We start from the raw sequence: 23,998 nt of genomic DNA, 5'->3' as shown, positions 1-23,998 counted from the left end.
TGAATGTGGTAAAGTTTAGTTATTCTAAACAAGCCACAGCTCTGCACTGTGGCGATTTTATTGCAATCTATTTTAATAAAAAGGAGACCCCAATGAACGCGATGAAAAAAATCGGCTTAATTTGCACCGCACTTTTCCCACTCGTTGCCCAAGCGGAAATTGTTGTGAGCCAAGCTACCATCTTCCCCACGGAAAAAGCAGGACAACCAAGCGCTATCTTTATGCAGCTGCAAAATACCGGCAATGAAACCATCAATCTGCTTTTCGCCGAAAGCCAACAGCCCGCGCGTCTAGAATTACACGGAATGCACAACGGCAAAATGCACGCACTCAACGGCATTGAAATCCCCGCCAAGCAAAGCATCAGCCTAAAACGCGGTGGCTTACACATTATGGTTTTTGATCTCACCCAACCAATCCAACAAGGCGAAACTTTCCCAATCAAGCTGTTTTTTGATGATGGGGAAGTGGTGGAAATAAATGCAGAGGCCGCGACTAAATAACCACATATTTCTTTATAAAAATGTAGTTTAATTACACTTTTTTATTAGAAAAAGTGTTTTTCTGCTTCTTTTTTCCTTGTAAAAAATCATAACCTACTTAAAATAGCCTATCTTGCTAGGGAGAAAATTTTAATGAAACGCACAATTTTACAAGCCTTAGAAAAATGGAAAGCGAAAACCAACAGAAAGCCTTTAATTATTCAAGGCGCTCGCCAAGTGGGCAAAACTTGGGCAATGAAATATTTTGGTAAACATTATTTTAGCAAAGTAGCTTATGTAAACTTTGATAACAATCCAAGAATGAAAACCCTGTTTTCTAGTGATTTTGATATTAACCGATTGATTTTAGGTTTAAAAATCGAAACTGGTGTTGATATTCAAGCAGAAGATACATTGCTCATTTTTGATGAAATCCAAGAAGTCCCGCAAGCGTTGGCATCGCTCAAATATTTTTATGAAAATGCACCGCACTTTTATATTATCGCGGCAGGCTCATTGCTTGGCGTATCCTTACATCATCAAGTTTCTTTCCCTGTGGGGAAAGTGGATTTTATGCCAATGTATCCTATGCACTTTAGCGAATTTTTGTTGGCATTGGGGCAAGATGATCTTGTTACGTTACTCAAAACTCAAGATTGGGCATTAATTTCTGCAATGAAAAGTCGGTATATTGAACTATTACGACAATATTACTTTATTGGTGGAATGCCTGAAGCTGTGCAAACTTTTATTGATACACAAAATTTTGATGCTGTAAGGGAAGTGCAACGTAATTTGCTGATCGCCTATGAGCAAGATTTTTCTAAACATATTCAAGGCGGCTATACGGTACAAAAAGTGCGGTCTATTTGGGCATCAATTCCAGAACAATTAGCAAAGGAAAATAAAAAGTTTTTTTATGCCAATCTACAAAAAGGAGCAAGAAGCAAAGATTACGAAATTGCGTTACAGTGGCTAAAAGATAGCGGATTAGTACATTGTGTACAGCGAATTAAAAAGCCACATTTACCGCTTTCAGCCTATCAAGATAATGCATTCAAACTATACGGCTTAGATGTTGGCTTGCTAGCTGCGCAAAGCCATTTAGATATCAGTACCTTACTTGAAGGCAATCGCATTTTCAGTGAGTTCAAAGGGGCATTGACCGAACAATATGTATTACAGCAGCTCATTGCTCAGCAGGATAATCCTGTATGCTATTGGGCAACCGAGAAGGGAACGGCGGAGGTCGATTTTGTAATACAGCTGCAACAATCGATCATTCCGATTGAAGTAAAAGCGGAAGAAAATTTGAAGGCAAAAAGCCTACGCGTTTATGTAGAGCAATATAATCCTAAACAGGCTTTGCGCTTTTCTATGGCGGATTATCGCCATCAAGATTGGCTAATCAATATTCCTTTGTATGCCGCACAAGAAAGTTTAAATTTACATACGGCATAACCTTTTTGCTATCAATAAAGCCGCCAAGCAATATTGGCGGCTTTAACTTACTCCCCCGAGCGATTCTCTTCCCCTGGTTGCCAATCAACCTTGCCGCCTGCGAGCAGGGTGAGCATCATTGATTTGGTTTCTTGTTCGAGTTCTTTGGCGCGGGCGATCATTCGTTCGTTGCTAAATACGGAAATTTCAGGATCGTAAAGGCTTGCCATTTCCGCTAAGCCGTGGCGATCGCGGTGGTAGTAAAATTCTGCGATTTGTTTGGCTTTTTCTTTGTCCATTCCAAGCTGTTCTAAGGCTAAACGGCCACTTCGGATCGCGGAGTCGAAAGTTTCTCGCACAATATTTCTTGCCCCAGCACGGTATAAATCATAAACGTGCAGACGATCATAAGCACGGGTGATAATCGGTAAATTTGGGTAAAAGTGATGCGCAAAATGGGCGATTTGTATGGCTTGTTCTTTGTCATCAAGGGCAATCACTAATAATTTGGCTTTCGCAATGCCCGCAGTTTCTAACAAGTCAGAACGTGAACCGTCGCCAAAATAGGTTTTTAAACCGAAGCGCGATAAGCCTTCCACCAAGGTGGCATCGTAGTCAATAACCGTAGGCTTGTAGCCGCAACTCATTAACATTCCGCTGATAATTTGTCCGTAACGTCCGTGGCCGATAATAAGGACGTCATTTTGATCTTCAATGGTGTCGTTTTCACGCTGTTGTTGGTGGCTTGCACGCGGTACGATCAGTTTATCGTAAGCAATAAATAAGAAAGGCGTGAGCAACATTGAAATAGCCACGGCAAGCAAGAGTTTGTCGGTGATTTCTCTTGGTAGAATGCCATTCTGTTGGCTGAAAGAAAGTAGCACAAAGCCAAATTCTCCCGCCGGTGCTAGGCTTAGGGCGAATAAATTACGGTTAAGACGATCCAAGCGGAATATTAAGCCCAGCCCCCATAAGACAATGGCTTTTATGAGAATAAATAATAGCGTGATGCCTAAAATCACCGTGAAGTCATTGAATAATAAGCTGAAATTAATATCTGCGCCTACGGTAATGAAAAACAAACCAAGCAATAAGCCTTTGAACGGTTCAAGATTGCTTTCTAGTTCGTGGCGATATTCACTATTTGCTAATACCACGCCCGCCAAGAATGTGCCTAAGGCAGGCGAAAGGCCGATAGCCGACATCATCGCTGCAATGCCGATCACCAATGCTAAGGCAAATGCGGTGAAAATTTCACGGGTTCTTGATGCGGCAATATAGCGGAAAATCGGGCGCGCGAGAAAATAGCCACCAAAGATGATTGAGCCAATCACGCTAAAGGTGATCAGGGTTTTGACATAATTATTCACCCCGTCTAATAAATTGTCTGAATGTTGCTCCGCGCTATGCAGACTATCAATCAATTCAGGCGAAGCAAGCATTGGTAAGAAGGCTAAAATAGGAATGATGGCAATATCTTGGAATAACAGCACGGAAAAACTGCTTTGCCCCCCGGGGCTATTCAGCAAATGCTTTTCCCCCAAGGTTTGCAACACAATCGCGGTGGACGACACCGCCAACACACAACCAATGGCAATGCTCATTTCCCAGCTAAAATTAAGCAAATGGGTAACACCTGCAATCGCGCCAATGGATAGAATGACCTGCAAGCCCCCCAAGCCGAGCAACTTAGTGCGTAGCGCCCATAGCATTTTAGGATCAAGCTCTAAACCGATTAAAAATAACATCATCACCACGCCAAATTCAGCAACGTGCTGCACGCGTTCGGTTTCCTGTCCGACTAAGCCTAAAATTGGCCCAATCGCCACCCCTGCCAACAAATAGCCCAGCACTGAACCTAATCCCAAACGTTTAGAAACTGGCACGGCCACCACGGCGGCAAAGAGATAGATAAACGCGGAAGTCAGTAATGATGTCATAAGCAAACCTATTGTCTATGGATAGTCTTAATATTGTACTTGATCTAGCGATAAATCCTAAACGCAAGTGCGGTGCTTTTTCCGTAAAAAATAAAGGCTGTCTTGCTGCTCGCCTTTTTAACTTATTGATTATGCCAAGAAAATTAACCTGCAAAAAATTTCATAAAAAAACACCGCACTTGATTTTTATCATAAATATTGGCTAGAGCCCTGTGCAAAAACAACGTAAAATCATCGTGTCTTTGTCATCATTTATAGAACCTAAAAGGAGAAAATATGGATAGAAGAAAATTCCTGCGTCTTGGCGCATTAAGTTTATTCAGTGTAAACAGCTTATCGCTCAATGCGGCGGAGCAAAATACTGCGGTAGCGTTACGCATTATTGCCACCACGGATATTCACGGTTTTTTGACGGATTTTGATTATTACAAAGATGCGCCTACGGATAAATTTGGTTTTACCCGTGCAGCAAGCCTGATTGCAAGCGCACGTCAAGAAGTGAAAAACTCGGTGTTAGTGGATAATGGCGATTTAATTCAAGGCAACCCGATTGCCGATTATCAAGCCGCCAAAGGGGATAAAGAAGGCAAACCAAATCCGTCTATTTTAGCCCTAAATGCAATGCACTATGATGTGGGAACGATCGGCAACCACGAGTTCAACTATGGCTTAGATTATTTAGATCGTGCCATTAAGCAAGCCGACTTCCCTATTATCAACGCCAATGTGGTGAAAGCCAGTGATGATCAGCCTTATTTCCAACCTTATTTTATTCAAGAAAAAAGCGTAACAGACAATGCGGGCAACACGCATCAAATCAAAATTGGTTATATTGGCTTTGTGCCGCCACAAGTGATGGTTTGGGATAAAGCCAATTTAGAAGGCAAAGTGAAAGCCTACGATATTAAGAAAACCGCAGAAAAATATGTGCCCATTGTGAAGGCTCAAGGGGCAGATATTATTGTTGCACTGGCGCACACTGGCCCTTCGGACGAACCTTATAAAGAAGGTGAAGAAAATGCCGCATTCCATTTAGCTGACGTAAAAGGCATTGATGCCGTGATCTTCGGCCATTCACACCGCTTATTCCCAAATAAAGAATTTGCTAACAGCAAAGGGGCGGATATTGAAAAAGGCACAATGAACGGTGTACCAGAAAGTATGGCTGGCTATTGGGCAAATAACATCAGCGTGGTGGATCTCACTTTAAATCAACATAACGGCAAATGGTTTGTAACTGACGGCCGTGCAGCCTTGCATCCGATTTATGATGCAGATAAGAAAAAAGCCCTTGTGGGCAATCACCCTGAAGTTGCGGCATTGCTTGCGCCAATCCATGAAGCCACTCGTGCCTTTGTAGCACAGCCGATTGGAAAAGCCTCTGACAATATGTATAGCTTCCTTGCATTGTTCCAAGATGATCCAACGGTGCAAATCGTAAACCAAGCGCAACAAGCTTACGCCGAAAACGTGGTGAAAAATCTGCCTGAGCTAGCGGGTATTCCTGTGTTGAGTGCCGCTGCGCCATTTAAAGTCGGTGGACGTAAAAACGATCCAAGCGCTTATGTAGAAGTGGATAAAGGCGATCTCACCTTCCGCAATGCGGCAGATCTCTATCTCTACCCAAATACCTTGGTGATTGTCAAAGTGAGCGGTGCAGAACTCAAACAATGGCTTGAGTGCAGTGCGGGAATGTTTAACCAAATCGATCCAAATAGCGACAAACCACAATCCTTGTTAAATTGGAGCGGTTTCCGTACTTACAATTTCGATGTGATTGACGGGGTGAACTATGAAATTGATGTTACCCAGCCTGCCCGTTATGACGGTGAATGCAAGCTCATTAATGACAAGGCATCTCGTATTGTTAATCTCACCTATCAAGGCAAGCCAGTACAAGATAGCGATCAATTCTTAATTGCGACCAATAATTATCGCGCTTATTCGGGCAAATTCCCTGGCACGGGTGATGCACACATCGTCTTTGCTTCCCCTGATGAAAATCGTCAAATTTTGGCGAACTACATCAGCCAAACCACCAAAGAAAAAGGCGAAGTGATCCCTTCTGCGGATAATAACTGGAAACTGGCCCCAATCGCCACTACTCAGCCATTGAAAGTACAAGTGGAAACGTCCCCAAGTGATAAAGCAAAAGCCTTCATTAAGGAAAAAGCGCAATATCCAATGGATTACGTTGGGCAAGATGAACTTGGTTTTGCGGTTTACCAAATAAATTTAAACAAAAAATAGACCGCACTTTCATTTTTACACTATGGCTTTACACTATGGCGATGCTAACCCATCGCCATTTTTCACAATGATGCTATTTAAGGAGTGAATATGACATTATCAACATTACCTTTGCACGCTGACACTGTGGGCAGTTATTTACGCAGTGCGGTGCTGAAACAAGCCCGTGAACAATTCAACGCTGGCGAAATTGATCGTGCCACCTTAACCCGTATTGAAGATCAAGAAATTGAAAAATTAGTCCAAGCACAGTTAGATGCCGGTTTAAAAGTGCTTACTGATGGCGAATATCGCCGCTCATTTTGGCACATTGATTTTCTTGAAAATTTAAACGGCATTGAAGGCTATGAGCCTGAACACGGTTATAAATTTAATGGCGTTGAAACCCGAGCTTATAACACACGCTGTTGTGGCAAAGTGTCGTGGAATCCTAATCACCCTTTTATTGAGCATTTCAAAAAACTCAATGCCATTGTGGCTGGGCGTGGCATTGTGAAATACACCATTCCAAGCCCAAACCAGTTAATGTACCCCGTTCAATGGGATCACGGTGTGTATGCCAGCCGTGCAGAATTTGCCAAAGACGTACAACAAACCTATAAAGATGCCATTCAAGCCTTTTATCAAGCAGGTTGCCGTTATTTACAATTTGATGATGTTTATTGGGGCTCTTTGTGCAACAATCACGACAAACCTGAATTTGCCGCAGATAAAGCCCAAGCCTTGGAAAATATTCAAGTGGTACTTGCTGATAAACCCAAAGATATGATCATCACAACCCACGTTTGCCGTGGCAACTTCCGTTCAACTTATTTATTAAGTGGCGCTTATGATCCTGTTGCCCCTGAGCTATTCGGTCAAACACAATATGACGGCTATTTCCTTGAATATGATGATGAACGCTCTGGTGGATTTGAGCCCTTAAAATATTTCGCTGGCAATAAAGGACGTGTTGTACTTGGCTTAATCAGTTCTAAATTTCCAACCTTAGAAGACCCTGCCACAGTAAAAGCTCGCATTGCCGAAGCCGCTCAATATGTGCCACTTGAGCAACTCTGCCTTAGTCCACAATGCGGTTTTGCCTCCACCGAAGAAGGCAATATTATGACAGAGCAAGAACAATGGGCGAAAGTGCGTTTAGTTGAGCAAATTGCCGCTGACGTTTGGGGCGAAGACTAATCTTTACGATAAACGCTTCTTTTCAAAAGTGCGGTGAAAAAACACCGCACTTTTTCTTTTACCAATTTCTTAATCTGTGATCTTGCTCACGCGGGGTTTATGATTTTTGTCATATCTGCCTTTAACGCTCTCCTTTAAACTGCGAGTAACTATTTATTCATACCAATATTGGGAGGAAAATATGCAGTTTAACTGGAGCGTAGATGGCAGTATTGTCGGGCTTTATATTTTGTTAAGCCTTGTTGTCGGCATTATTGTGCGGAAATATGTAAAGAATGTGAATGATTTCTTGGTTGCTGGCAGAAATGTGGATTTGCACGTTGGGATTGCCTCTTTAGCCGCCACTGAGTTTGGCATTATAACCTGTATGGCGGCAGCACAGCTTGGCTATAAATACGGTTTTGCGGGAGCCACAGTGGGGTTAATTATGACCATTGTAATGTTCACCGTAGGGAAAACAGGATTTTGTATTGAACCTTTACGCAAAGCTGGCGTGGTAACTATTCCAGAGTTTTTTGAACATAAATTTGGTAAAAAAGTCCGCTGGGCTGCTGGTGTGGTCATTGTGCTTGGTGGCTTGCTGAATATGGGCGTTTTCTTACGCACCGGTGGTGAATTTTTAGTTGCTGTGGCGGGGCTTAAACCAGAATATTTAGAAATCACGATGACAATTTTATTGCTTGTGGTGGCGTTATATACCATTTTAGGCGGAATGCTCTCCGTTCTGGTTACCGATTATATGCAGTTTATTTTAATGAGTGTTGGCTTGGTGCTAACCACTTGTACGATTTTCTATCAGGTGGGCTGGGATACGTTATTTGATACTGCAATTTCTAACTATGGTGCTGGTGGTATTAATCCTTTTGTTAATCCTAATCTTGGTTGGCAATATGTGCTTTACACTGCTTTAGTGCTTACTGCGACAGTGCTAACTTGGCAAACAATGGTTTCTCGTGTGTTGTCAGCAAAAGATGCGAATGTTGCGAAAAAAATGTACACACGCACCAGTTTATTTTATATCGTACGTTCATTAATCCCTGTTATGTGGGGTGTTGCCGCGTTAGCTTTCGTGAGTTTAGAAAGTGTGGGCGGAAAACCAATCCAAGCAATGCCAACAATGCTTTCTATTGTGCTTCCAACAGGGATCATTGGTTTACTTGTCGCGGCTATGTTGGCGGCAGATATGTCCACAAACTCCTCTTATTTATTAGGTTGGGCAAGTGTTATTTACAATGACGTATTGATTATTTTCCATAAAAATAAATGGTCAGAACGTAAATCTATTGCAGTTAATCGCGTATTAGTGGCATTAATTGGGGTTTTCTTACTGTTCTATGGGTTGTGGTATCCATTAAAAAGCGACTTGTGGGTATATATGACACTCACAGCAACCATTTATTCCGTTGCTGTTTCCACCCTGTTAATTTCAGCTTGTTATTTCAAAAAAGCCAATAACTGGGGGGCTTATGCCACCATCGTTGTAGGTGCTTTAACGCCACTTTCTTACTTAATCGCCCAACAGATTCCTGCACTTGAACCCATTGCGGCAAAAATTGGCCCTTATTATTCGGGTATTGCTGCGTTTGTGTTTGCTTGGATTGCAATGATTGTGGGTTCATTATTAAAAAATGTGTTACGCAAATAAGGGGGAAATATGACAGATTTAATCATTCTCTTTTGGAAAGGACTCATCTTATTCGGGCTAAGTTGGTATATTTGCACAATTTTTATTGTTGGTTTTAAAGGCTTTCAAAATATCAAAACGATGTTAGGAGTAGGCAATAATGAAAAAAACTAACGTGGTTTTAATTGTTGCCGATGATTTAGGTTATTGGGCGCTTGGTTGCTATGGGAATAAAGAGGCGATTACGCCCAATATTGATAAATTAGCGCAACAAGGTAAAAAATTTAACCATTTCTTTTGTGTTTCTCCTGTTTGCTCCCCAGCGAGAGCTTCAATTTTTACGGGTAGAATTCCTTCTCAACACGGAATTCACGACTGGCTGGAAGAATGGGAAAATGGTGCGACTACAGAGCATTATTTAAAAGGGCAATCGACTTTTGTGGATCGCTTAAAACAGCATAATTATCTTTGTGCAATGAGTGGCAAGTGGCATTTAGGTATGGCTGACACGCCACAATGCGGTTTTGATTATTGGTATTCCCATCAGCGTGGCGGTGGCCCTTACTTCAATGCACCAATGTATCGAGATGGCATATTAATTGAAGAGCCCGACTACATTACAGATAAAATCACCGATTATGGGCTAGACTTTATTGAGAAAGTACATAATGCCGATCAACCATTTTTTCTCAATCTAAGTTATACCGCCCCACATTCCCCTTGGGATCGAAAAAACCACCCACAGGAAATACTGGATCTTTATGAAAATTGTCAATTTGAATCTTGCCCACGAGATCCTTATCATCCTTGGAAAATTTATGAAACCTTTGAAGGTGATGAACAAGAACGATTAGAAGTGTTAAGGGGATATTTCGCAGCCTTAACCGCGATGGATTTTAATATTGGAAGAATTATCACCGCACTTGAGGAAAAAGGCATTTTAGAAAACACGCTAATCATTTTCACCAGTGATAACGGTATGAATATGGGGCATCACGGTATTTTTGGTAAAGGGAATGGTACAAGCCCTGTGAATATGTTCGACACGTCGGTAAAAGTGCCGTTTATTCTTTATCACAAAAATCATTTATCAACAGGTGAAATAGATAACCTGTTGAGCCATTATGATTTCCGCCATACCTTGTTGGAATACCTCAATATCAGTGATGAAGATCAGGCACAGGTGCGTTATCCAGGAAAAAGTTTTGCTACTTTATTAAAACAAGATCCCGCAGATTCACGAGAAGAAAATCATCTTGTGATCTTTGATGAATATGGCCCAACTCGAATGATCCGCAATCGATCTTTTAAATATATTCATCGCTATCCTGATGGGCCTTATGAATTTTATGATCTGCGTAACGATCCTGATGAGCACCATAACCAAATTGATAACCCTGATTATCAACAGCAGATAGCCCAAATGCGGCGTGAGTTAAACCTGTGGTTTAATCAATATATCAATAAAGAAATTGATGGTGCAACCTTGCCTGTTTACGGCGGCGGACAGCGTACGCTTGCGGGACAATGGGGTGGCTATGCAGAAAACACGTTCAACAAATATACAAGCGATTTTGTTTTTTCCGCAGACGGAAAACTACAGCAAAAATCTGATGTAAAAGTGAAAGAAAAAATTCAGTAAAGCAGTAACATAAACGCAAAAGATAAAAAGTAGGAAACCATTTCCTACTTTTTTATTGCCTTGCAATTATTTTATCACTAACGCTGCAGCGCCTTTTACGCCAGCGGAATCAAGCAGTTGGCTTGGTTTGATTTGCAGGTTTTGTAGGGATACGCCTAAGGCATAGTGCGGTAGGAATTTTTGTACTTTTTCGATGATGAAATCGGCGGATTTTGCGACTCCACCAGCCAATACAATAAGTTCAGGATTAAAAATATTAATCAGCACGCCTAAGCCGTAAGCCAAATATTTTGCGAAGTTATCCACCACTTGCAGCGCGAGATGATCGCCTTTTTTGGCGTATTCAAAAATATGATGGGCTTGCAGAGAGTCTAAATCCGTGGAAAAACGTTGGAAAAATTCACCGCACTTTTGTTTATCCGTTTCAGGTGCGGAAAGAAGTTTTTTGGCTTCTCGCACTAGCCCTGGGGCGGAAGTATAAGTTTCCAAGCAGCCTGTTAAACCGCAGCCGCACTTCATTCCTTGTTCGTTCACCATAATATGGCCAAATTCGCCCGCGCAGCCGCCCGAACCAGACAACACCTTGCCGTTTAGCAAAATTCCTGAAGCAATGCCCGTGCCAATCGGCACAACGATGAGATTTGCTACGCCTTGCCCCGCGCCGAATAAATGTTCGCCCAAGGTAATGGCTCGCACATCGTTTTCCACCACCACATTTTTATGAGAGATTTCTTCCATTAATTGCTTGGCATTGAAATCATTACCCCAAGAAAAATTGGCCGCAATTTTAACGATCGCTTGATCCACCACTGGACCAGGAATTCCCAAGCCAATGCCTGCTAATTGTGATTCTGAAAGCTGATGTTGCGCAAGCAAATCTAAAATGCTCTGCCAAATGCGAGAAAAAGTGGTTCTTGCCCCTTGATGAGATAAAGTTGGAATGCTCTGTTCTGCGAGAATATTAAAATGGTTGTCTAAAATGCCGATTTTTGTGTTTGTGCCGCCAATATCTACGCCTGCGTAATATTTCATTATCAACTCCATTTATTTTGCTAATCTTAAATTTCAACATAACTGATTTAGCCAATGCAGACTATGATAAATATCATAGTCTTGCCGTGATGAAGATCACAATTTAATAAAATAGGAAGTGGATTAAAATTTAGGCATAAAAAATCTGCCCATAATGAGCAGATTTTATAGGAATAGAGCTAAAATTAGTTTTTCGCTACTGCAGCTGCTTTAACAATCACGGCAAAAGCTGGCGCTTTTAATGAAGCACCGCCCACTAATGCGCCGTCAATGTCTGGCTGGGTGAATAATTCTGCAGCGTTGGCATCATTTACTGAACCGCCGTATTGAATGATCACTTGATCTGCCACTGCTTGAGATTTTGCTGCGATATGGCCACGAATAAAGGCGTGAACCGCTTGCGCTTGCGCTGGAGTTGCTGATTTGCCTGTGCCGATCGCCCAAATTGGCTCATAAGCAATGACTGCGCCATTGAATGCTTCTACGCCTAATGCGTTGATCACGGCATCAATTTGGCGAGCGCACACTTCTTCGGTTTTGCCTGCTTCGTTTTCCGCTTCAGATTCACCAATACATAACACTGGCACTAAGCCTGCTTCTTTCAGTGCGGCAAATTTTTTCGCAATAAATTCATCGCTTTCTTTGTGATAAGTACGGCGTTCAGAATGGCCGATGATGATGTATTTCGCACCAAAATCTTTTAACATTGCAGTTGAAATATCACCGGTAAACGCACCTTGCACGTTCACATCAACATTTTGCGCGCCTAAGGCAATTTGGCTGCCTGCAAGTGCGGCTTCAGCTTCGGCTAAATACATCACTGGCGGTGCGATTGCCACATCACAACCGTTTACGCCTGCTAATTCTGCTTTTAAGCCTTCGATTAGCTCTTTGGTAAACGCTTTGCTACCGTTTAACTTCCAGTTACCCATAACTAAAGGACGACGTGCCATAATTTTTCTCCATAGTAATTAACAAAAAATAACCGCATTACTATATCAAATTTTTTCTGCGCTTCCGTTGATTTTAGGCAAATTTGAAAAAATTTTTTGTGAAAAGATGATTATTGTGCATTAAAAAGCTACAATCTACTGTATGGATTTCACAAAAAATCATCAATATGAAAATTTTTAAAGCTGAACAATGGAATTTAGAGCTGTTGCTGCCCCTTTTTGAGCAATATCGACTTTCACAAGGTATGGCGGAAAATCCTGACCGTACCTTAACCTTTCTCACCAACCGTATTCGCTTTAGTGAAAGCATTTTCTTCCTTGCGGTGGACAACCAAAACCAAGCGCTTGGTTTTATTCAGCTTTATCCTCGCCTTTCTTCCTTACAACTGCAACGCTATTGGCAACTGACGGATATTTTTGTGCTACCACAACAAAATTCTACGGAAATTTACACCGCACTTATCGCCAAAGCCAAAGAATTTGTGCGTTACACACAATCTACACGTTTGGTGGTGGAGCAAGATCCGCAGCAGCAATCCTTGCTAGAAATGGCGGGCTTTCGTGCCAATCCCGAAAAACAGATTTTTGAACTTCGGCTGTAATCAAAGGTCTAATTTTCACCTTAATCACAATCCAATTTGGAGAACTATTATGAAATCAGTAAAACACATTCTTTCTGCCTTAGTGGTTGGCTCAGCGGTGTTAGCTAGCGTGCCAAGCTATGCGGCAGACTGCGCAGTCACTAACGTAAAATTTAAAAAAGGCGCATCATCAGCCAATTACAGCGGTAAAATCAAAGGCTGGCAATGTCGTAGCTATGCGTTTTATGCCAAAGAAGGACAAACCTTAACCGTAAACTTAAGAGCCAAAGGGGCAGCGGAAGCCATTATCTACGGCGAAGATGATTTCGCACCAAACACGCCATATATTTTACCAAGAACAGGGCGCTATGAAGTGCGCGTGCTACAACCGAAAGCACAATCCATCAAAAAACTTACATCAAGCTATAAGATGAATATTAAAATTCAATAAGCTAATGCTCTAAAAAGAAAAAGTGCGGTGGAAATTTGTTAAATTTTTTCACCGCACTTTTTTATTTCTTCAATTTAAACTTAATAAGCCACTAACACTTCTTTTTCGCTGATAGTGTCGCCGTAAACAGGCAATAAGGTTTTGTCGTAAGCTTGTTTTAACACGCCTTCTTTAGCTAATTTTTCAATTTCTTGATCTAACCACGCGAGCAATTCGGTATCGCCTTTTTTCACTGCTGGCGCGATGAAATCTTGATCGCCAAGGGTTTTAATACCAACGGTAAAACCTGGGTTTTCTTTTGCCCAAGCAAACAACAAGGTGTTGTCATGGGCGAGTGCATCACCGCGTCCATCTCTTAAGGCTTCAAAGGTTTCCGTGTTTTGTTCAAATTTTAATAATTTGATGTTCGGATAATGTTTGCTGAAATAAGCATCTGCCGTCGTGCCTTTGTTCACCAATAATGTTTTGCCTTCTAACTGATTGATGTCGGTAATAACCGCGCCATCTTTTGACACCACACCCAACGCCACTTGCATATAAGGCTTGGCGAAATCCACCACTTCTTTGCGCGCTGGGGTAACGGTGAAGTTGGCGAGAATAATATCCACTTTGTTCGATTGTAAATATTCCACGCGGTTTGCGGCTTCCACCAAGACATATTGCACTTTGTTTTCATCACCCAGCAAATCTTTACCAATGGCTTTTGCAATTTCTACGTCAAAACCTTGGCTTTTGCCTTGGTTATCCACATAGCCAAAAGGCGGTTTATCGCTAAAAACGCCAATGCGCACGCTATCGGCTTTTTGTAGCTGTTGCAGACGATTTTGCGCGCTATTGCTTTCGTTGTCATTGCACGCCGTTAGGCTTGCAGCAAGCAGGGTGGTAGCAAAAAGTGCGGTGATTTTTTTAAATGTTTTCTTCATAGTCTATTCCTCTTGGTTCATAGTTTAAGATGTTTAAGAATGTTTTTGCCCGATCAGAATTCGGGTTGGTAAAAAAGCGATCTGGCGTGTTTTCCTCCACGATTTTTCCTGCGTCCATAAAAATAATGCGATCTGCCACTTGGCGCGCAAAGGCCATTTCGTGGGTTACAATCAACATTGTCATTCCCTCTTTGGCAAGCTCTAAAATCACATCTAGCACTTCGCGCACCATTTCAGGATCAAGGGCTGCGGTAACTTCATCAAACAGCATAATTTCTGGGTTCATACACAAAGAACGAACAATAGCGATACGCTGTTTCTGGCCGCCTGAAAGCTCGCGTGGATAGGCATTTTTGCGATCCAGTAAACCCACACGTTTAAGTAATTCATCGGCTTGCTTTTCCACTTCCGCACGGGAACGCTTTTGCACTTTCATTGGGCCAAGCAAAATATTGTCGATCACCGGAAGATGCGAAAATAATTCATAGCTTTGAAAAACCATTCCAATATGTTGGCGTGCTTGCACCCAAGGCACTTGCTTGCCTAATACGCCTTGATCTTGCAAGATGATTTCACCTCCTTGAATGGATTCCAGCCCGTTAATGCAACGCAACAAGGTGCTTTTCCCGCAGCCTGAAGGCCCAAGCAACACCACGACCTCGCCTTTTTTTATGGCTAAATCAATGCCTTGAAGTGCGGTGTTTTTTTCGTATTTTTTTACCAGTTGGTTAATTTCTAATAGTGCCATTTTGATTTCCTTTTATTGCTCCCAACGATTTTCCACATAGCGAGAAAAAATAGACAAGGGATAACAAATTGCGAAATATAAAAGAAAAATAAGTCCATAAATCCAAAATGCCGCAGAAGGATCGGTAAATAACGAGGTTTCAATAATTTGTTGCCCCACTTTCACCACTTCTAACACGCCAATTAACATTGCCAATGAACTGGTTTTAATCATTCGAGTAAATAAATTAATCGCACTTGGTGTAACGCGCTTTAAACTTTGTGGTAACAGCACATATAAAAAGGTTTGTGTGCTATTTAATCCCAAGGCATAAGCAGATTCCCGTTGATGTTTTTCAATGGAATTTAATGCGCTGCGCATTAAATCGCCCATTTCAGCCGTCCCCCAAAAAATAAAGACGAAAATACATACTGCAATGCCGTTTAAATGAATATTCAACCACTTAGCCAAGCCAAAATAGGCAATAAATAACCACACTAGTAAAGGAATAATTCGCACCATTTCTAAATATAAACGACAAATCCCTTGGATTATTTTATTTCGGCTGGTCATTGCAATGCCAAGCAATATTCCTAACAGGCAAGAGAATAATACGGAAATAAATGCAATTTCAGCCGTAACCGCTAAGCCATTTAATAATCGTAGTAAATTATTTCCTTCTAATAAAATAGTTAATCCCATTATTAAACGCTCCCATATTTCGCATAACGGCTACGTTTCTCTAAATAATGAATAAGAAACGAAACTGGCAATAAAATAATGAGATAAAACACTACCAATAAAAATAATGCCTCGTTAGTTTTATAATCTAGGCCAATTAATTCTTTCGCCATAAACATTAATTCCGCAATAGCAATCGCGCTGGCGATAGAGGTTTCTTTCATTAAAAACAGACAATTTGCACCAATGGCAGGCAGGGAAAGGCTCAAGGCTTGTGGCGCAATCACATAAATAAAGGCTTGTATGGGTGTTAATCCTAAGCTCAGGGCTGATTCCACTTGCCCTTTTGAAACGCTCTCAATCCCAGCTCGAATCGCCTCAGCCATATAACTTCCCCCAAGAAAACTTAAACCAATAATGGCACAAGTAAATCCATCTAACTTAATTCCCAATTTGGATAAACCAAAATAGAGAAAGAAAAGTTGGATCAACAAAGGCGTATTGCGAGAAAGTTCAATATAGGCTTTGGCGAGCGAATTAAAAAAACGAATGTTGTAGCTGGTAGCCACCGCACACAAAAGTCCAATAATGAGAGAAAACACAATACTCCAAAACGAGAGCTGCAAAGTAATAATGCTGGCATCAATAAATTTCGGAATATTGTCAAAGACATACTGCCAATTCATTTTCCTTCCCTGTTGAAGTCATAAACTGGCAATCATTCTAAAGAACAGAATAGTAGATTGAAAAAGAATAAAAATTTATTGGTTAGATGATTTGGTTATATTAAAACAAAAAGTGCGGTGGAAAATACCGCACTTTTTATCTAGTAAACAACAACCTTTTCTTACCTTAATCCGTTAATAAATCCCACGCATAAACCCTACAAAGCAAAAAATAAAACAATTTTTCATTTTTATTGTGATCTTGTTCATATTTTTGAAACGTGGAAATTGAGTTCTCTTTTTTCACCAGCGTAGCATACGTGCGTTATCACTATTATTTAAGGAGAGAAAAATGCCCCGATTTCGTTTATCAAAAGTGATGTGTATGCTAGCGCCTGTGATGTTAGCCAGCATTCCTACTTTACCTGTTTATGCTGAAACAAATTCTGTTGTAGCTGTGGAACACGCCAAAACACAGAATGCCTATGATCAAATATTACAAAATTGGAAAAACCACCTTACAGGTATATCGTTAGACACCACAAATAATATGGCGAACAATGCGAAACAAGCGTTGTTAAGTAACGATACTTTTGATTTTAGTGAACAAAAAACAGCTGGGGCAAAAATTCGCTCAACCGTGAATACAATCAGAGATTTAGCTGTAGGATATAATAAATCGGGTTCGCAATTTTATCAAAACCAAGACGCTAAGCAGCTAATCGTTTCTTCTTTGGAAAAAATTCATAGCGGCGGCTACCAAGTGGGTGGCAAAGAATATGGCAATTGGTGGAACTGGGAAATTGGTGTTCCAAAATCGTTGAATGATGTACTCATTTTAATGGGTGATGAATTACCTAATGAATTAAAAGAAAAGCTCATTGCAGCTACAACGTACTTCCAGCCAGATCCCACAACAAGTGGGGCAAATTCCGAAGCCGCACAATATTCTACGTCAAAAGATAAAAGAACAAGCACTGGCGGAAACCGTACAGATACCTCTACCGTTTCACTTGCGCGTGGTCTATTAACGCGTAATGATGATGAGGTTCAACGCGCAATCCGTGCTATTTATGATGTAGGAGAACTCAAAAGCGGTATTCGTGATACAAATGATGCCACGCTAAATGATGGATTCTATACTGATGGTTCATTTATTCAACATTCTTCCGTAGCTTATAATGGTACTTATGCTTCAGTTCTCATTGAAGGGTTGGGGCTTTTTGCATATATGCTGAAAGATTCACCAAACTTTGTGTTTAGTGATCCTAAAATGGACAATATTTATGAGTCAATTCTTAAGGGATATAGCTGGTTATTAGTAAATGGTGGAATGAATGATTCAGTAAATGGGCGCGCGATTACTCGACCAAATAGCAGCGATGTTACACGCGCAAAACGATTTATTAGTGATATTTCCTTATTGATTGATAGCGCACCAGCAACATACAAGCCGGCATTACAAGGGTTGTTAAAACGTACATTACTTGAACAACATTATTCTCTTGATGATGCGCCAAATGATACGGTGCGGAATATCTTAAAAAATATTCTTGATAACCCAAATATTAAGCCAACAGAAACCGTTGGTGTAAAACGTTTTTCTTTTATGGATCGCGCTGTACAAAAAAGTCCTAAAGGAACAGTTGTTATTGCAATGCATTCAAATCGTACTGCTGCCTATGAAAGTATGAATGGCGAGAATCCTCAAGGTTGGTACACTGGCGATGGAATGACTTATATCTATGATAACAAAAGTACCGATTTATTTACGAATTATTGGCATAATGTTGATTCCTATATGCTACCGGGAACAACCGAAAGCACCGCTATTCGGAAAGATGGTTCAAAGCAACGCCGATACTTAAAAGATCGCAGCAGCAAAACATTTGTGGGTGGTGTAGATAATGGCATTAAGGCAGATGGTTCACAAGGTAATGCCACTAAAGCCATTATTGCAATGGATTTCACATCTTATAATGATAAAACTACAGCGAAGAAATCTTGGATAATGCTAGGTGATGTGGTACTCGCGCTAGGCTCGAATATTGCTAGCACAGATAAAGGCGAAGTATTAACAACCATTGATAATAGAGTGATTAATGGAAAACAAACCTTATCTCACGTTGGTGATACAATTTATTTTACTGTTCCTGCTACACAGCAGACTATAAGCTATAAAATTCTTGATAATCAGCAACCTTATACTGTTATTGAGAAAGGTAAAGATGGTTCAACAGAATTTGCTAAAATTTGGTTAAATCACGGGAAAAAACCTAAAGAGGCGAGCTATGCTTATCTCATTATGCCGGGTTATAGTGCTGACGAAGTAAACCATTTTGATACAAATACCATTCAAATTCTGCAACAAAATGCTCAACAACACGCAGTAAAAGTAGGCAATAGTCTTTTTGTCAATTTCTTTGAAGCGGGAGAAGTAGATGGTTTAGCGGTGAATCACCCTCTTTCCGTAATTAAAACAGAAGGAAATGGACACCTAGACGTTTATGTTGCCGATCCAACGCTGATGCTTGACGATGAAATTAATTTGTCTGTGCTTGGTAAATATATCTTACAAGTTGGTAATGATGTAACAGCTACGATTTCAGGAGAAAAAACAGAATTTACCTTTAAACTTGATGATCATCAGAAATATTTCTCCGCGATTGAGGAAAGCCAGTACAAGGAAGATAGCTCAACTAGCACGCAGCCGCAGACAACCAACTCTGATAGTAATAATGCAGAAACACCTGATGGCTTAGATAAACCTAACACAGATAATTCTGAACAAAATCCAGCAACAGAAACCTCATCTGAAAATGCTGAAGATAGTCCAACAATAACACCAGATAAAGGTGTAGATACATCAGACAATGTGGCTGAATCTAATGGGAATAGCAATGACGAAAGCAGTTCAACGTCAACTACTCAAACAACCCAAGCTGAGGACAGTAATCGCACTGTAGCCATAGAAGAAACGGTGGAATCTAATGATGAAGAAGAAAATCTTACTGATCAAACTTCCTCTGAACAGGTTGCGTTTAGCCAAGATTATCTTGATAAATATGCGAAAACCCTAAGAAATCTAACCGATGTAGATGTTTCTATCATTGATAACTTCAACTATGATCATTATTTCACAGCGACATTAAGTGAAAGCAATAAACAGGGGTTAGGTGGAAAGTTCCAAACAGGGTTTAACCAATTCTTAAATGATCATACGAAAGTCGGGGCATTTGCTGAATATCGTTATAATGATATTCACCAGTTGGGCATTGGTGCTAATGCAAAATGGTATGATTTTTCTAGCTTTGTTCGTTATCGCCACGTTTTTGATAGCGCAGTACACGCAGATTATCTCGACCTTTACCTTGGTTATGACAAAACCTTTACCTTTAACCAATTTACCATTCAACCACGCATTGGAGTGCTAGGTTCTTATCTGCTAGATAGCAAGCTGCCAGATAATGGTAAACTCGCTCATCATTTTGCCGTCCAAACACAGCTATCAAGTAAATTTAGCTATCATATCGGCGGCATAGCCCTTTATCTTGAGCCGACTTGGAAAGTGAACTTAGACGATCCATATCGCCTTCAATTAAATGGGCAAGAATACAAGCTCGATCGCTCGAAGCAAGAATGGATAGGTAAAGTGGGAATTGCCAAAAATATCGGTAATTACACTTTTGATTTCAGTGTTCAGACCAACAATCATCAAGAACGCAAAATGATAGCCACCTTTAATTATCAATTCTAAAAAGCAAAATGCTCTCGCTAATTGAGAGCATTTTTCTTATCCCAACAACTCCAAAACCTGTTCAGGAATCACTTTCGGTGTAGGAATAAAAATTTGTTTATGGCGGTTAAGTTCGCCTTTTTCGATGAGAATACTGCTTTTTGGCACTTTAAAGGTTTTGCTTAAGAATTTAAGCAAATGGGCGTTGGCTTGGCCATCAATAGGTGGGGCGGTGATGGTGATTTTTAGCTCGTTGTCGTGCAAGCCAACAATTTGATCTTTACTGGCTTTCGGTTGCAGAAAAATCCGCAACCGAAGTCCTTGCGTGCATTGTTCGATCGCATTCATTAGGCAAATTGCCATAAGATAGGCGCAATGTCGTACATTACACGGTTGGCGTAAAATAACAGAAATGCCAATAACATCGGCGAGAAATCAATCATTCCCGTGTTCGGTAAAATACGGCGAATTGGGTTGAGCAAAGGTTGCGTGAGCTGATAAAGGGTATATTGCAACGGATTTTGCCCACGGTTAAACCAGCTTAAAATGGCTTGGAAAAACAACACATAAATCACCGCTTCCCCCATAGTGCGCAAGGTATGCAATAACCCGATGTAAAGATAAAGCAAAGGATTTGCCGCCACTTGCGCTGATCCTAATAAATCTAGCAAAGGATATTTTGCCACGCCTAATGCCACACACAACGCCAATGCCGCGGTATTTAAGCCTTTCACCGTAGGTAAAAACTTTTGCAATGGCGCAAGCACAGGCTGGGTGAATTTCACTAAGGTTTGCGAAAAAGGATTATAAAAATCCACGCGGCTATATTGAAACCACGCACGCAAAATTAGCACGAAACTAAAAACATTAATCAGGGTATAAACTAAAAATTGAAGGGAATTTAAGCCCATTATTTTCTCCTTAAAAATTACAACCAGCCTTTGCGTTTAAAATAAATATAAGGCGTCAGTGCCGCAACGATCATCAAACCAATCGCCATAGGATAGCCATATTTTAAATGCAATTCTGGCATAAATTCAAAGTTCATTCCGTAGGTGGACGCCACCAAGGTTGCAGGCAGGAACATCACCGACACTACGGAGAAAAATTTCATAATTTTATTCTGCTCAATATTGATATAACCCATTGCCGCTTGCATTAAGAAATTCACTTTTTGGAATAAGGATTCATTATGCGGTTGCAGAGATTCAATATCGCGTAAAATATCGCGCGCTTGCTCTAACTGATTGGCAGGCAGACGTGTTTTGCGCACCAAAAAGCTTAATGCGCGTTGCGTATCCATCAAACATAAACGCACTTTGGAACTGGCATCTTCTTGCTCTGTGAGTGTGGCAAGGGCTTTATCAAAGGCTTCGCCCTGCTTGCCCTCCAAAATAACGTGACTTAATTTTTCCAAATCTGCGTAAGCATTTTCGATTACATCGGCGAGCTGCTCGATTTTGGTTTCAAATAAATCTAACAGCACTTCATAAGCGTTACATTCCACCAATCGTTGGCTGCGCGAACGCATTCGATAAAGGCGAAACGCTGGCAATTCGCGATCACGCAGGGTGAACAAACGCCCATCACGCAAGGTAAACGCCACGCTGGCAATATCGGCATAATCATTTTCATCTTCACAATAGAAAAAAGAGTGCAAATGCAAGCCATCTTCGTCTTCAAAGAAACGCGCGGACGCTTCAATATCTTCCAATTCTAAGAAAGATGCCAAACTTTGCCCCAAGCCCTGTTGCAACATTTCACGTTCTTCGCTTGACGGCTCAAGCAAATCAATCCAAATGGCGGCGTTGAGATTTTCATCACCTTCATCTAGCCGAATTAAACGCGCATTTTCCAGTGCAAAAGCATTAATCATTTTGTCATACTCCTTGAGGGATTATGAACAAACCCGATGAACAAAAGAAAACTAAATAATCAGCACAAAAGTGCGGTGCAAAATTTTCGATTATTTAATTAAAGATACCTAATAATTGAGGTAATGAAACTTACCTGCGAAATCTCGCCGATAAGTGGAGGACGAGATTTAGATCAACGATGAATTGGGTATCGACTATGACTGTCCAAAGTGTGTGTCCTCTTGTTGCTAAATCGTGCGGAATGTTACGCTTCAATGGGGTGTTCGTCAAGGGGATCTGTAGGAAAAGAAAGCGATAAAAAGTGCGGTGCAAAAATTCTGATTTTTTCCACCGCACTTAAAAGAAAGGCTATTTCACTACCGTGATTGTCCATTTCGCCTCGCCAATTTGGTCAAAATGGGTAACTTCATAGCCTTCTTCTGCCGCCCAGTTAGGAATGGCCTCTGTGGCTTGCGTGCAATCAAATTCAATTTCAATGCCATCACCTGCGTTTAATTTTGCCATTGCGGCTTTTGCTTCTTCTAATGGGAATGGGCAGACCAGCCCCGCGGTTTCTAATTTTACGATCATCTTAATTTCCTTCTATGTGAATAAATCTTATGCTGAAGCGTTCGCTAACGCCAATCTGCGTGGACGAATAAATAAGACGTGTGCCATTGTCCATACTCCAAGAATCGTGAAAGCAAGGGCAATCCAGCCTTTAGAACTCATCACTGCTGTGGCCGTTAAACCATTTCCGATGGTGCAACCGCCTGCCAATGATGCCCCCACGCCCATCGCAAATCCACCAATCACACTGTGGTAAAGAGTTTTCGTGTCGGGTAAGCGCCATCTAAACTCACGGCTACCTTTCGCGGCAAGATAAGAACCAATAAAAATCCCGATCACCAAAAACACGCCCCAATTTAACCGCTTTTCATCGCCTGTTACTAAAAAATGAATAAGATTTGCAGAAGGTGTTGTGATCCCCAAACCACCAGCGCGCCCCGTGCTTTCACTGGCAGGCCAAGCAACCAGTGCAATAATGCCAATAGCTAGCGCTGCTACAAAAGGGTGATAGCGCTTTTCAAACAACCAATGGCGTAACCCTTGATATTTTTGCGGCAATGTTGCCACTTTATTTTTAGGGCGTTTACTTAGCGTGCGAGAGATTCCAAACCCTACTGCTATCGCCAATAATCCTACAAGCCACCAAACGGAAATTCCTAGTTGTGCCGCAAGATTATCATTCATTCTGGTATAGCTAGTTACCGTGTTTTTGAATTCCACCAACACACCATATTTCATCATTGCGGCACTTAGCATATACATTGCCAACGCCAGCCAACTTCCGATCAATCCCTCACCTGCACGATACCACGTCCCCGTTGCACAACCGCTAGCAAGCACAATACCAATACCGAATAGGTAAGAGCCAAAAACCGTGCCAACCAAAGAAAAATCTTCATAAGGTGATGAAATATAACCCAACTCAACAAGCGTCAGCACCCCTACGCTTTGAATTAAAATGGCCAGTAAAAAAGCATAAAACATTTTATTATTTTTCGCCGTGTACATATCACGAAACCCACCCGTCATACAAAAATGGGTACGCTGCAATACAAAACCAAAAATCACACCGAGAACACCGCCCGAAATTATTGTCCAAACCATAAATTTCTCCTCTAACGTACTGATTAAGTGCGGTTATTATGCGAGAGATTTTTTATAGCTATCCAATAATTAATTGAAAGGATATATTTCTTTTGGTTATAAAGAGAAGGTGTGCAAAATTTTGCTATAGAAAAGAAAAATGAAAAAAGATTGGTAGAGAAA

The 23,998-nt window shown here is 41.0% G+C and carries 23 protein-coding genes; 10 read left to right on the top strand and 13 right to left on the bottom strand.

Features of this window, described 5'->3' with window-relative positions; translation table 11 throughout:
* Positions 1–92: 92 nt before the first annotated feature.
* Positions 93–503 carry a copper chaperone PCu(A)C gene (locus C3007_RS10500; protein WP_103854378.1) on the top strand — a complete coding sequence of 137 codons (411 nt, stop codon included), beginning with the start codon at positions 93–95 and terminating at the stop codon, positions 501–503.
* Positions 504–635: 132 nt separating this feature from the next.
* Positions 636–1,943, top strand: coding sequence for an ATP-binding protein (locus tag C3007_RS10495; protein WP_103854377.1), 1,308 nt, complete (start codon positions 636–638; stop codon positions 1,941–1,943).
* 47 nt (positions 1,944–1,990) lie between these two features.
* Here C3007_RS10495 and C3007_RS10490 read toward each other — a convergent pair whose 3' ends face one another.
* Positions 1,991–3,862, bottom strand: a complete 1,872-nt coding sequence (locus C3007_RS10490; RefSeq protein WP_103854376.1) for a monovalent cation:proton antiporter-2 (CPA2) family protein — start codon at positions 3,860–3,862, stop codon at positions 1,991–1,993.
* Between the two features lie 276 nt (positions 3,863–4,138).
* Between C3007_RS10490 and cpdB the strand changes: the two genes are divergently transcribed.
* From cpdB to C3007_RS10470, 5 genes are all read left to right on the top strand, one after another.
* Entirely contained in the window at positions 4,139–6,112 is a 1,974-nt protein-coding gene (cpdB, locus tag C3007_RS10485; protein ID WP_103854375.1) for a 2',3'-cyclic-nucleotide 2'-phosphodiesterase, read from the top strand.
* 90 nt (positions 6,113–6,202) lie between these two features.
* Entirely contained in the window at positions 6,203–7,291 is a 1,089-nt protein-coding gene (locus tag C3007_RS10480; protein WP_103854374.1) for a 5-methyltetrahydropteroyltriglutamate--homocysteine S-methyltransferase, read from the top strand.
* 181 nt (positions 7,292–7,472) lie between these two features.
* Complete coding sequence (locus C3007_RS10475) at positions 7,473–8,936, top strand: sodium:solute symporter family protein (RefSeq protein WP_103854373.1); 1,464 nt, start codon at positions 7,473–7,475, stop codon at positions 8,934–8,936.
* Between the two features lie 9 nt (positions 8,937–8,945).
* A complete protein-coding gene (locus C3007_RS11620; RefSeq protein ID WP_017806322.1) occupies positions 8,946–9,089 on the top strand; it encodes a hypothetical protein in 144 nt (47 codons plus the stop codon).
* Positions 9,076–10,557, top strand: coding sequence for a sulfatase family protein (locus tag C3007_RS10470; protein WP_172459844.1), 1,482 nt, complete (start codon positions 9,076–9,078; stop codon positions 10,555–10,557). Before C3007_RS11620 ends, C3007_RS10470 begins: the two co-directional genes overlap by 14 nt.
* A 66-nt stretch (positions 10,558–10,623) precedes the next feature.
* Here C3007_RS10470 and C3007_RS10465 read toward each other — a convergent pair whose 3' ends face one another.
* Both C3007_RS10465 and tpiA read right to left on the bottom strand, forming a co-directional pair.
* The gene (locus tag C3007_RS10465; protein WP_103854371.1) at positions 10,624–11,589 is read right to left on the bottom strand and encodes an ROK family protein; all 966 of its coding nucleotides are present in this window, start codon (positions 11,587–11,589) and stop codon (positions 10,624–10,626) included.
* Positions 11,590–11,774: 185 nt separating this feature from the next.
* Positions 11,775–12,542: a triose-phosphate isomerase gene (gene tpiA, locus C3007_RS10460; RefSeq protein WP_103854370.1), complete on the bottom strand. Its 768-nt coding sequence runs from the start codon at positions 12,540–12,542 to the stop codon at positions 11,775–11,777.
* A gap of 167 nt (positions 12,543–12,709) precedes the next feature.
* Between tpiA and C3007_RS10455 the strand changes: the two genes are divergently transcribed.
* Together C3007_RS10455 and C3007_RS10450 are read left to right on the top strand one after the other, a co-directional pair.
* Positions 12,710–13,144 (top strand): GNAT family N-acetyltransferase, encoded by a 435-nt coding sequence (locus C3007_RS10455; protein ID WP_103854369.1) that lies wholly within the window; start codon positions 12,710–12,712, stop codon positions 13,142–13,144.
* 49 nt (positions 13,145–13,193) lie between these two features.
* Positions 13,194–13,574, top strand: coding sequence for a hypothetical protein (locus C3007_RS10450; protein ID WP_103854368.1), 381 nt, complete (start codon positions 13,194–13,196; stop codon positions 13,572–13,574).
* Between the two features lie 80 nt (positions 13,575–13,654).
* Here C3007_RS10450 and C3007_RS10445 read toward each other — a convergent pair whose 3' ends face one another.
* Genes C3007_RS10445 through C3007_RS10430 form a run of 4 tightly spaced genes read right to left on the bottom strand, consistent with a single transcriptional unit; the run spans position 13,655 to position 16,591 of the window.
* Positions 13,655–14,497, bottom strand: coding sequence for a cysteine ABC transporter substrate-binding protein (locus C3007_RS10445; protein WP_103854367.1), 843 nt, complete (start codon positions 14,495–14,497; stop codon positions 13,655–13,657).
* Positions 14,481–15,245 carry an amino acid ABC transporter ATP-binding protein gene (locus tag C3007_RS10440; protein WP_103854366.1) on the bottom strand — a complete coding sequence of 255 codons (765 nt, stop codon included), beginning with the start codon at positions 15,243–15,245 and terminating at the stop codon, positions 14,481–14,483. The genes C3007_RS10445 and C3007_RS10440 overlap by 17 nt, the downstream gene beginning before the upstream one ends.
* A gap of 12 nt (positions 15,246–15,257) precedes the next feature.
* On the bottom strand, positions 15,258–15,926 hold the full coding sequence (locus tag C3007_RS10435; RefSeq protein WP_103854365.1) for an amino acid ABC transporter permease: 669 nt from the start codon (positions 15,924–15,926) through the stop codon (positions 15,258–15,260).
* A 2-nt stretch (positions 15,927–15,928) separates the two neighbouring features.
* Complete coding sequence (locus C3007_RS10430; protein ID WP_103854364.1) at positions 15,929–16,591, bottom strand: amino acid ABC transporter permease; 663 nt, start codon at positions 16,589–16,591, stop codon at positions 15,929–15,931.
* 331 nt (positions 16,592–16,922) lie between these two features.
* On the opposite strand from C3007_RS10430, the gene C3007_RS10425 reads away from it, so the two are divergent.
* Positions 16,923–20,327, top strand: coding sequence for a polysaccharide lyase 8 family protein (locus C3007_RS10425; protein ID WP_103854363.1), 3,405 nt, complete (start codon positions 16,923–16,925; stop codon positions 20,325–20,327).
* Between the two features lie 36 nt (positions 20,328–20,363).
* Here C3007_RS10425 and yggU read toward each other — a convergent pair whose 3' ends face one another.
* The 6 genes from yggU to C3007_RS10400 all read right to left on the bottom strand — a co-directional run bounded on the left by yggU (position 20,364) and on the right by C3007_RS10400 (position 23,836).
* On the bottom strand, positions 20,364–20,654 hold the full coding sequence (gene yggU / locus C3007_RS10420) for a DUF167 family protein YggU (protein WP_103854362.1): 291 nt from the start codon (positions 20,652–20,654) through the stop codon (positions 20,364–20,366).
* Positions 20,654–21,217 (bottom strand): YggT family protein, encoded by a 564-nt coding sequence (locus tag C3007_RS10415; protein WP_103854361.1) that lies wholly within the window; start codon positions 21,215–21,217, stop codon positions 20,654–20,656. The genes yggU and C3007_RS10415 overlap by 1 nt, the downstream gene beginning before the upstream one ends.
* Positions 21,218–21,234: 17 nt before the next feature.
* Positions 21,235–22,182, bottom strand: coding sequence for a magnesium/cobalt transporter CorA (gene corA / locus C3007_RS10410; RefSeq protein WP_103854360.1), 948 nt, complete (start codon positions 22,180–22,182; stop codon positions 21,235–21,237).
* 245 nt (positions 22,183–22,427) lie between these two features.
* Entirely contained in the window at positions 22,428–22,556 is a 129-nt protein-coding gene (locus C3007_RS11805; RefSeq protein ID WP_279325041.1) for a hypothetical protein, read from the bottom strand.
* Positions 22,532–22,753 carry a sulfurtransferase TusA family protein gene (locus C3007_RS10405; protein WP_103854359.1) on the bottom strand — a complete coding sequence of 74 codons (222 nt, stop codon included), beginning with the start codon at positions 22,751–22,753 and terminating at the stop codon, positions 22,532–22,534. The genes C3007_RS11805 and C3007_RS10405 overlap by 25 nt, the downstream gene beginning before the upstream one ends.
* Before the next feature lie 27 nt (positions 22,754–22,780).
* Positions 22,781–23,836 carry a YeeE/YedE family protein gene (locus tag C3007_RS10400; RefSeq protein WP_103854358.1) on the bottom strand — a complete coding sequence of 352 codons (1,056 nt, stop codon included), beginning with the start codon at positions 23,834–23,836 and terminating at the stop codon, positions 22,781–22,783.
* Positions 23,837–23,998 lie beyond the last annotated feature (162 nt).

Source organism: Avibacterium gallinarum (assembly GCF_002921135.1).
GTDB classification, from domain to species: domain Bacteria; phylum Pseudomonadota; class Gammaproteobacteria; order Enterobacterales; family Pasteurellaceae; genus Avibacterium; species Avibacterium gallinarum.
This window is presented reverse-complemented; position numbering and strand designations above follow the sequence as displayed.

Coding starts and splice junctions, on each gene's coding strand:
- cpdB (WP_103854375.1), top strand. CDS start 4,139: ATGGATAGAAGAAAATTCCTGCGTCTTGGCGCATTAAGTTTATTCAGT.
- C3007_RS10470 (WP_172459844.1), top strand. CDS start 9,076: ATGAAAAAAACTAACGTGGTTTTAATTGTTGCCGATGATTTAGGTTAT.
- C3007_RS10475 (WP_103854373.1), top strand. CDS start 7,473: ATGCAGTTTAACTGGAGCGTAGATGGCAGTATTGTCGGGCTTTATATT.
- C3007_RS10435 (WP_103854365.1), bottom strand. CDS start 15,926: ATGGGATTAACTATTTTATTAGAAGGAAATAATTTACTACGATTATTA.
- yggU (WP_103854362.1), bottom strand. CDS start 20,654: ATGAATGCGATCGAACAATGCACGCAAGGACTTCGGTTGCGGATTTTT.
- C3007_RS10430 (WP_103854364.1), bottom strand. CDS start 16,591: ATGAATTGGCAGTATGTCTTTGACAATATTCCGAAATTTATTGATGCC.
- C3007_RS10500 (WP_103854378.1), top strand. CDS start 93: ATGAACGCGATGAAAAAAATCGGCTTAATTTGCACCGCACTTTTCCCA.
- C3007_RS10495 (WP_103854377.1), top strand. CDS start 636: ATGAAACGCACAATTTTACAAGCCTTAGAAAAATGGAAAGCGAAAACC.
- C3007_RS10445 (WP_103854367.1), bottom strand. CDS start 14,497: ATGAAGAAAACATTTAAAAAAATCACCGCACTTTTTGCTACCACCCTG.
- C3007_RS10455 (WP_103854369.1), top strand. CDS start 12,710: ATGAAAATTTTTAAAGCTGAACAATGGAATTTAGAGCTGTTGCTGCCC.
- C3007_RS11620 (WP_017806322.1), top strand. CDS start 8,946: ATGACAGATTTAATCATTCTCTTTTGGAAAGGACTCATCTTATTCGGG.
- C3007_RS10400 (WP_103854358.1), bottom strand. CDS start 23,836: ATGGTTTGGACAATAATTTCGGGCGGTGTTCTCGGTGTGATTTTTGGT.
- C3007_RS10415 (WP_103854361.1), bottom strand. CDS start 21,217: ATGGGCTTAAATTCCCTTCAATTTTTAGTTTATACCCTGATTAATGTT.
- corA (WP_103854360.1), bottom strand. CDS start 22,182: ATGATTAATGCTTTTGCACTGGAAAATGCGCGTTTAATTCGGCTAGAT.
- C3007_RS10425 (WP_103854363.1), top strand. CDS start 16,923: ATGCCCCGATTTCGTTTATCAAAAGTGATGTGTATGCTAGCGCCTGTG.
- tpiA (WP_103854370.1), bottom strand. CDS start 12,542: ATGGCACGTCGTCCTTTAGTTATGGGTAACTGGAAGTTAAACGGTAGC.
- C3007_RS10405 (WP_103854359.1), bottom strand. CDS start 22,753: ATGATCGTAAAATTAGAAACCGCGGGGCTGGTCTGCCCATTCCCATTA.
- C3007_RS10480 (WP_103854374.1), top strand. CDS start 6,203: ATGACATTATCAACATTACCTTTGCACGCTGACACTGTGGGCAGTTAT.
- C3007_RS11805 (WP_279325041.1), bottom strand. CDS start 22,556: ATGGACAATCACGGTAGTGAAATAGCCTTTCTTTTAAGTGCGGTGGAA.
- C3007_RS10490 (WP_103854376.1), bottom strand. CDS start 3,862: ATGACATCATTACTGACTTCCGCGTTTATCTATCTCTTTGCCGCCGTG.
- C3007_RS10465 (WP_103854371.1), bottom strand. CDS start 11,589: ATGAAATATTACGCAGGCGTAGATATTGGCGGCACAAACACAAAAATC.
- C3007_RS10440 (WP_103854366.1), bottom strand. CDS start 15,245: ATGGCACTATTAGAAATTAACCAACTGGTAAAAAAATACGAAAAAAAC.
- C3007_RS10450 (WP_103854368.1), top strand. CDS start 13,194: ATGAAATCAGTAAAACACATTCTTTCTGCCTTAGTGGTTGGCTCAGCG.